Origin of the sequence: Synechococcus sp. BA-120 BA3, from assembly GCF_034931285.1 — a bacterium.
GTDB lineage: Bacteria > Cyanobacteriota > Cyanobacteriia > PCC-6307 > Cyanobiaceae > Cyanobium.
Genome location: NZ_JAYGHZ010000058.1, coordinates 1 through 7922, shown reverse-complemented (window position 1 = coordinate 7922; position 7922 = coordinate 1). Strand labels below are relative to the sequence as shown.

The 7922-nt window shown below is 70.6% G+C and carries 10 protein-coding genes; 1 reads left to right on the top strand and 9 read right to left on the bottom strand.

Annotated elements, in window-relative coordinates:
• Positions 1-68: 68 nt before the first annotated feature.
• From ruvC to VB737_RS04225, 6 genes are read right to left on the bottom strand one after another with little or no spacing between them, the layout of a single operon-like run.
• On the bottom strand, positions 69-551 hold the full coding sequence (gene ruvC / locus VB737_RS04250; protein WP_500311399.1) for a crossover junction endodeoxyribonuclease RuvC: 483 nt from the start codon (positions 549-551) through the stop codon (positions 69-71).
• Positions 548-1633, bottom strand: a complete 1086-nt coding sequence (gene bchI / locus VB737_RS04245) for a magnesium chelatase ATPase subunit I (protein WP_323305151.1) — start codon at positions 1631-1633, stop codon at positions 548-550. Before bchI ends, ruvC begins: the two co-directional genes overlap by 4 nt.
• The gene (locus VB737_RS04240) at positions 1630-3099 is read right to left on the bottom strand and encodes a DUF3370 domain-containing protein (RefSeq protein WP_500311395.1); all 1470 of its coding nucleotides are present in this window, start codon (positions 3097-3099) and stop codon (positions 1630-1632) included. The genes bchI and VB737_RS04240 overlap by 4 nt, the downstream gene beginning before the upstream one ends.
• Entirely contained in the window at positions 3099-4163 is a 1065-nt protein-coding gene (locus VB737_RS04235; RefSeq protein WP_500311394.1) for a serine hydrolase, read from the bottom strand. The genes VB737_RS04240 and VB737_RS04235 overlap by 1 nt, the downstream gene beginning before the upstream one ends.
• A gap of 30 nt (positions 4164-4193) precedes the next feature.
• Positions 4194-4952: an RNA methyltransferase gene (locus VB737_RS04230; RefSeq protein ID WP_500311392.1), complete on the bottom strand. Its 759-nt coding sequence runs from the start codon at positions 4950-4952 to the stop codon at positions 4194-4196.
• Positions 4949-5326 (bottom strand): c-type cytochrome, encoded by a 378-nt coding sequence (locus tag VB737_RS04225; protein WP_500311400.1) that lies wholly within the window; start codon positions 5324-5326, stop codon positions 4949-4951. The genes VB737_RS04230 and VB737_RS04225 overlap by 4 nt, the downstream gene beginning before the upstream one ends.
• Before the next feature lie 126 nt (positions 5327-5452).
• Between VB737_RS04225 and petG the strand changes: the two genes are divergently transcribed.
• A complete protein-coding gene (petG, locus tag VB737_RS04220) occupies positions 5453-5566 on the top strand; it encodes a cytochrome b6-f complex subunit V (protein ID WP_015110794.1) in 114 nt (37 codons plus the stop codon).
• 63 nt (positions 5567-5629) lie between these two features.
• Here the strand turns inward: petG and VB737_RS04215 are convergent, their stop codons facing one another.
• From VB737_RS04215 to VB737_RS04205, 3 genes are all read right to left on the bottom strand, one after another.
• Positions 5630-6511, bottom strand: a complete 882-nt coding sequence (locus VB737_RS04215) for a hypothetical protein (protein WP_500311389.1) — start codon at positions 6509-6511, stop codon at positions 5630-5632.
• 104 nt (positions 6512-6615) lie between these two features.
• On the bottom strand, positions 6616-7230 hold the full coding sequence (locus VB737_RS04210) for a hypothetical protein (protein ID WP_500311387.1): 615 nt from the start codon (positions 7228-7230) through the stop codon (positions 6616-6618).
• 229 nt (positions 7231-7459) lie between these two features.
• Positions 7460-7922, bottom strand: a 463-nt coding sequence (locus tag VB737_RS04205) for an RsmD family RNA methyltransferase (RefSeq protein ID WP_500311385.1), incomplete at its 5' end; no start/stop codon positions are given.

Sequence of the window (7922 nt, the reverse complement as noted above, 5' to 3'; positions counted from 1 at the left end):
CTGCCGCCGCCGCCGGCGGAACAGGCGCCGCAGCTCCTCCTTGCTGCTCCCGTTGCCGGCGGGAGGGCTCACCGTTGAAACCAGCCGGTCAGGGCCACCGCCAGGGCGTCGGCGGCGTCGTCGGGCCGGGGTGGGTGCTCCAGATCCAGCTCCCGCATCACCGCCGCCAGCACCTCATCCTTTTCGGCGTGGCCCGAACCGGCCAGGGCCAGCTTGATCTGCATCGGCGGGAACTCCACCACCGGAATGGCGAAGCGGGCCAGGGTCATCATCACCACCCCCCGGGCCTGCACCACCGCGATCGTGGTGCTGGAGCGGTAGAAGAAGAACTTCTCCACCGCCGCCAGCTGGGGCCGCCAGCGGCGCACGATCACGCGCAGATCGCGGGCGATCTCCACCATGCGATCCCCGTCGCTGTGGCCGGGTTCGGTGCGGATCATGCCGCAGTCGAGCAGGCGCTGGTGGCCGCCGCCCGCGGCGGAGCGAGCTTCCACATCGATCACCCCGTAGCCGACGCGCGCCAGCCCGGGATCGATGCCCAGAATCCTCACCCCGCCAGGGCCAGCTGGAAGGCGGAGGGGTCGCCGGCGGGGCGGTCGAACACCTTGCAGAACGTCTTCACCACCCGCTCGCCGGAGTCGATCTGCTCGAGGGGGTCCTTGCGCAGCCGATGGCGCAGGCAGCAGGCCACCACCCGGGCCACGTCGTCATCGCTCACCTCGACATGGCCCTCGAAGGCCGCCAGCGCCCGGGCGGCCCGATTGGTGACGATGTCGCCCCGCAGGCCGTCCACATCCAGCTCGCCGCAGACCGCCGAGATGCGGATGCGCAGGTCGTCGTCGATGGCCACCTGGGGCAGCCGTTCCTGGGCCTCCACCACGCGGGCCTGCAGGGCCTCCTGGGTGCTCTGCAGCCGGTCGCTGAAGCTGTCGGGATCGGCATCGAAGCTGGTGCGCTGATCCACCACCTGCACCCGCAGCTCGGGGTCCCGCACGGTGCGCACCTCCACGCTCATGCCGAAGCGATCCAGCAGCTGGGGCCGCAGCTCTCCCTCCTCGGGGTTGCCGGAGCCGATCAGCACGAAACGGGCCGGGTGCCGCACCGACACCCCTTCCCGCTCCACCGTGTTCCAGCCCGAGGCGGCCGAATCCAGCAGCACGTCCACCAGGTGGTCGTCGAGCAGGTTCACCTCGTCGACGTAGAGGAGGCCCCGGTTGGCCTTGGCCAGCAGCCCGGGCTCGAAGGCGCGCACGCCCTCGCTGAGGGCCTTCTCGATGTCGATCGTGCCGCAGAGGCGATCTTCGGTGGCCCCCAGCGGCAGGTCGACCATCGGCACCTGGCGGGCCTCCACCGGCAGCTGTTCGCCCCGCTCGGCCCGCTGGCGCACCTCGCTGCTCTGCAGGTCGGGATCGGAGGGGGAGCTGTTGTAGGGGTCCCCCGCCACCACGTCGATCGCCGGCAGCAGATCGGCGAGGGCCCGGATGGTGGTGGACTTGCCCGTGCCCCGGTCGCCCATGATCATCACGCCGCCGATGCGGGGATCGATCACGTTGAGCAGCAGCGCCAGCTTCATCTCCTCCTGACCCACGATGGCGGTGAAGGGGAAGACCCTGCGCTTCCTGGTTGGCGTCACGGACGGCTTGCGGGCGAAGCCCCGGATTGTTTCACAGCCGCCCCAGGGGCCGCCCCTGGGGCCACCGGCGTCGCCACCGGAATCAGCGACAGCACCTGGGGCGGGGTGGCGTCGGCCGGGTAGATCAGCCGCACCCGCAGCTGCCGTTCCTGGCCGGGGCGCAGGCTGACCGTGCCCAGCGGCGGGCCCTCCTGGCCGGCCCGCAGCACCAGGTGGAACCGGCGCCGACCCCCTGGGCCCCCTGCGTCGTTGTCGAGGCCGCTGACCTCCACGGTGCCCCGGAACATCACCGCCCGCGCCGGGGTGGTGTTGAAGCGCAGGCCGCCCAGGGGCTGGTCGGTCTTGATCGGCGATTCCAGGGCCACCGCGAGCTGCACGGGCCGGGGGGTGTCGTTGCGCAGCGGCAGGCTGAGGTCGTAGGTGACGCCGTAGTTGCCGTGGGCCGCCCAGGCGGTGCCCGGGTAGAAGGCGCGCAGGGGGGCGGTCTGCACCTGGCCGGTGCCGAGGGTGCCCCGCTCCAGCGACGCGATCGGCCAGGAGATCGGCGCCCGGCTCACCGAGAGGGTCGGACGGCCCGGATCGGTGATCCGCCCCACCCAGGCGCTGCCGTCCTGGACCCCGCTGACGCGGGAATAGATCATCGGGCCCTTGGCCCCCCGGGGGCTGGGGCTGTGCTCCTTCGGGCTGAGACCGCCCTGCAGCAGGCGCTGCCAGACGGCGGGATCCGGCGGGCGATCCACGGGTCCGAAGGCCGCCAGGGTGGCCACGTCCACCGGCCCGTCGCTGTTGAGGCGCAGCTGCAGGTTGAGGCCGTTGAGCAGCGGATCGAGGCCGCGCACCGGCAGGGGCAGCACCATCAGGGTGCTCAGCTGCCCCGGCGGCAGGGTCCAGCCCTCCGGCACCAGGGGGCTGCGCTGCCGGGCCAGCAGCTCGGTGGCCACCCGGCTGCCGGGGCCGGCCCAGATCGGCGTGCTGCCCTGCTCCATGAGCGCCGGCAGGGGCAGGAAGGGGGCCGAGGGCTGGTCCGGGTCCACCGACTGGGACAGGGCGGTGGAGCCCGCCACGGTCCGCAGCCTCACCGGGCTGGTGCCCCGCGGCGCCGCCACCACCGCCACCCAGAGGGTGGAGTCGAGGCTTTCGGGGGTACCGGCGTAGATGTGATGGCTGAACAGCTCGAAGGGGCCGCTGACGGCCGCGTTCAGGTGGGCCGACGGCACGCCCAGGGGCCGGCCGTCGTAACCCCGCTGGCCATCGAAGGTGGACAGCAGGATGCCGGGCCCCTTGATCACCTCGGGGTTGTTGTCGTTCACCATCGGCACGGCATCCAGCCGGCCGGGCAGGGGCGCCACCGTGCCCGGGCGCAGCACCGGTGGTGTGGGGGCGGGTTGGGGCTGGGCGAGCAGGGGGCCGCCCAGGGCGGCCAGCCCCAGAGCGGGCAGCACCAGGGCGCGGATGGGGGCGTTCATCAGCGTTTGACGAGGGTTTTGGTGACGGCCCCGGCCATTGCCCGGATCAGCTCGGCGGAACGGGGATCGTTGAAGGGACCCTTCACCATCAGGGCCAGGACGGCCCGCTGGCCGTTGGGCAGCTGGATCAGGGCGGCGTCGGAGTAGGCGATGCCGATGTCGCCGGTCTTGTTGTAGACGGTGATGCCCTCGGGCAGCAGCTCGCTGTCGGGATCGGAGGAGTCCTTGCCCATCCCCATCAGCAGGCCGAGGGGGATCAGGGTGTTGGTGCGGGAGGTGGCCATGATCTCCCGGAACAGGTCACGGGCCCGGGGCGTGAGCTTGTCACCGGTGTCCACCAGGGCGATGGAGCGGGCGAGGTCGCGGGAGCTGGTGGTGTTGGTGCCGTCGAGGTCGGGCAGCCAGTTGTTCACCACCGTGGCCGTCAGGCCGAGGCTGCGGAAGCGGGTGTTGAGGGCGGTCTTGCCGCCCAGACGGCGGATCAGCAGGTTGGTGGCGGTGTTGTCGCTCACCCGGATCATCTCGGTGGCGGCCTCGAAGAAGGGGAAGCGGGTGCCCAGGGGCTTGTTGGCCATCCAGCCGGCGCCGCCCCCCACCACCTCCTTGGTCAGCGGCATGGGCTCGTTCCAGCGCAGCTTGCCGCCATCGAGATCCTCCAGGCTGGCCAGCAGGATCGGCACCTTGATGGAACTGGCCGCCGACAGGGGCAGGTCTGGCTGCAGCTGGGCGAAGCGACCGTCGTCGAGCACCAGCAGGAAGGCGCTGGCGGTCAGCCCCTTCTGGGCCGCCGCCAGCCGGGCCCACTGCTGGCTGAGGCCGACGAGCTCCTGGCGCGGTTCGAAGCGTCCCAGGGCCATGGGACCGGTGCCGGGTTTCGTCGCCACCGGCGCTGCCGGGGCGGGGGTGCCGATCGCCCCCTGGACCAGGCGCGGCGCCATCAGCTTGAGGGCGGTGCCCACGATCACCCCCAGACCCACGCCCAGCACGATCAGCCGCAGCACCAGCCCCACCGGGCGAAGCCAGGGGTTGCTGCTGCGGGGACGGGATGGACGGCCAGCGCTCACGGATGCAGGACGTTGGGGCGATGTCCGACGCTAGTGGTCCTGGGAAGAAGGGAAAGGGCGACGGCTCGCCCAGCGCAACTGGCACACCATGCCCCGCAGCAGGGCCACCTCCGGGCCACTGACCTGGCCGCGCTGCAGCAGGGCCCGCAGCTTGGCCATCCGGGCGGCGGCGGTGTGGGGCAGCAGGAAGCCGACCTCCAGCAGCAGCTCCCGGGCGTCGTCGAGCATGGCTTCGAGCACCCCCCGGGGGCAGGGGCCCTCCCCGACGGGAGCCTGCGGGGCCGGGGCCTGCGCCGGCGTCGGGCCGCGCCGCCCGAGGCGGTGCAGGTCGTGCAGCACGACTGCCACGGCATGGGAGAGGTTGAGGGAGCCATGGGGGGTGGGGGTGGGAATCTGCAGCAGCCGGCCCGCCTGCAGCAGCTCGTCGTTGCTCAGCCCCCGGTCCTCCCGTCCGAACACCAGCGCCGACGGCAGGGCCGGCTCGCCGGCCAGCAGCCAGGCCAGGGCCTCATCGGGTTCCTCCAGGGGCAGGGGCTCCCCCTCCGGACGGCCAGTGGCGGCCACCACCCGTCCGCAGTCGGCCAGGGCGGCGGCCAGGGTGGGGAAGATGGTCGCCCGCTCCAGCAGGGGCAGCCCCTTGACGGCCATCAGACGGGCCTCCTCACCGAGGGGATCGCAGCGGGGGGCCACCAGGCGCAGATCCTCGATGCCGTAGTTGCGGCAGAGCCGGGCCACGCTGCCCACGTTGAGGGGGCCGGCCGATTCCACCAGGACCAGCGTGGGGCTCAAGGCAGGGAGTGCAGGAAGGCCAGCAGATCGGCCATGGCCTGGGGTTCGGGCTGGAAGCTGGGCATGGGCGGGGTCCGGCCGCTGACCACCTGCTGGATCAGCTGGCGATCGTTCTTGCGCCGCTCGACGCCGTGCAGATCCGGGCCCACCAGCCCCTGGGCGGCCAGCCCGTGGCAGCCGGCGCAGTTGAGCCGGAACAGGCGGCCCCCATCGGTGGCCGAGCCGGTGAGCTCGAGGGTCTGGCGGGTGTAGGGATCGCTGCGGGCCGCCGGCAGCACCACCACCACCAGCAGCAGGATGCAGGCCACCGCCGCCAGCGTCGCCAGGGCCGCCACCAGGCTGCGGCGCCGGGCGAGGGGCTGTTCGCCTTCCATGGGACTGGAGGGCGTCACGGCGGCCGGGGTGCTGGGGGACGGACTGATCACAGTGCTGCGGTGGGTCTCGCGCTGCCGGCGGTGGTCGTGGAAGAATTGTGCATCGCCGGAACCGACCGCCCCTCCATGATCGAACCCCTCCTCTGCGGCATCGTGCTTGGACTGATCCCCGTGACGCTCGTGGGTCTGTTCGTGGCGGCCTGGAACCAGTACCGCCGGGGCAGTGCCCTCGGGGGCTGAGCGTTCGTTTCGACACACCCTAGCCAGTCCGGCCGCCCGGTTCTCCCCCTCGGCGTCTGAACCTCAGCCCTTCCGTTGGGACGGCGATGGCGTCGCCGTCGTCGTCCCTTCGTCGCAGAGGCTCTGCAGAAAGGCATCCGCCTTGCTGCGGTTGTGCCTCCTGAACAGTCCCGTGCGCCGGTGGCCGAAGCCCCCCCGGCGTTGGTCGAACCTTGCCAGCCAGCTCTGCAGCAACGTCATCGACCAGTCCCGGCGCCGGGAGAAGGCGGCGAAGCCGACCACCAGCACGAGGGCGGAGAGGACGGCACGGATGCTGCCCTGGATGATCTGCCAGAGACCCGAGGGCTGAATCCCCCGAAGCTGGTCACCGGCGCGGATCTCCGTCCGCTCCAGCGTTTCGAGCATGGTCTTGCGCAGCGCCGGCAGGGGCTGGGCGAGGTCGGCGGGGCTCAGGGGAGGGACCCCGAGGCCCTGCAGGCGACGTTGCAGGTCCGCGGTGCTGCCGGATTTGTTGATGGCGTCCCGCACGGCCGAGATCCTGCCGGTGACCTGGCGGAGCTGGCTGCTCTGCTGGCCGTTGGCGTTGCTGACGCCGCGCCACACCGCATAGCCCTGCAGGGGGATCAGCAGCAGAAAGCCCAGCACGGCGGCCAGGGCCAGGGCGGCGAGGTTGTCGCGGCGGCGGATCAGATGGGGATTGGCGGGGTCGAGATAGGCGGCCAGATGGAGCAGGCCCACCCCGAGCAGGGCGAGGAAGCCGTTGTTGATCAGCGCGCCGGTGAACCTCAGCTGCCAGGCCGGATCCAGGAGCCGCGGCGGCAGGATGGCGGCCAGCACGACCAGGACGTAAAGGATCAGCAGGCAGACGGCGAGCAGACCGACCTGGGAGCCCATCTGTCGGGAATCGTCGGAGCGTGGATCGAAACGGGTCGGGGCGGCGGCCATGGCGGGGTCCGGGGGGGGAAGGGGCAGGACGTGGGTAGGCAGGTGCGGAAAGAAAAAAGGCCCTGCCGGGAGGCGGGGCCGCGAAACGTTCTCAAGAGGGGCCGTCAGGCCTTGACGCGATCCCCCTGGATGCGACGGCGCAGCTTGCGGCTGAAGCCGAAGGCCACACCGGCGCCGAGGACGGGCAGGGGGCCGGGGACGGAGGCTTGCGTGTAGGCGTTTTCGATCCCGGAGAGGGCTGCATTGCCCGTGGGAGCCCAGGAATCGAGGACGTAGATGGTTCGTCCTGTGATGGGAGCGAAAGCCTCCTCGCCATTCGCAGACAGCAGCGAAACATCACCGTTGCCTCTGCTGCCCAACGCGTTGTAGAAGATGTCCTTGCTGACGTTGCAGGAACCTCCTGCAACGTCATCGCAATCGCTGTCCAGCTCCACACTGGCGAAGTTCACGCTCGGATCTGGATTGATGACTTCAAGTAAGTAGGAGATGCTCCCAGGCGTTGTGGGCAGGGGGTCAAACAAGCCGCCGAAGTCATACGTGATGCCGGACTGGGCGAATCTGAGGAAGCTGTTTTGGGTGCCGAATCCATTGCAGAGGATGTTGGAGATCCGCTTGTCTCCCACTTCCCAGGAATTGTTGGTGTTGCAGAAGACCTGCACGGCCTCAGCGCTGCCGGCCGACAGAAGGGAAGCGCCGCCACCGATCAGAGCGGCCGCCATCAGGGTCCGCGTCAGAAGGTGTTTCGCGCTGAAGGGAGCCATGGTGGATGGTCTGGAAGGCTTGGAAAAAAGGTTTGGCATGACGGAAAGTGCCGGAAGGGCTATCCCTGAATACCATCTAAATCCGGGCTGAACGGTGTCATCGACCGTGCCGACTTGAGATCTGCTGTCGATGTGCAGCAGATGGGCAAAATTGTGATGAAGATGGTTGGGCTGGCGTTACCGTGCGTCAGGAGATCGCCATCTCCAGCAGCACCACCGTGCTGCCGCCATAGCGCCGCTGATCGCGGCATCGCCAGCCCTGCGGCAGCTCCGGCACCGCGTCGCTGGCGCACTCCCACACCAGAATTCCCCCGGGGGCCAGCCAGCCGCCCCTGAGCACCGCCGCCGCAATCGGCGCGTACAGACCGGCGGCGTAGGGCGGATCGGCGTAGATCAGATCGAAGGGGGCCTCGCAGGGCCGGGCCAGCCAGCGCAGCACCTCATCGCCGTCCACCCGGCAGCGGGGGGCGGCTTCCGGCGCGGCCGACCGGCCCTGCCGCACCAGCTCCAGATTGACGATTGGGCTGCGATGCACCCGCTGGAACTTGCGCGGGTCGAGCCGCCGTTCCAGATCCTTCATCGTCTCGCGCAGCACCAGCGAATTGTCGCCGGTGGAGATGATCATGTAATCGCCCGCCGCCTCGATATGC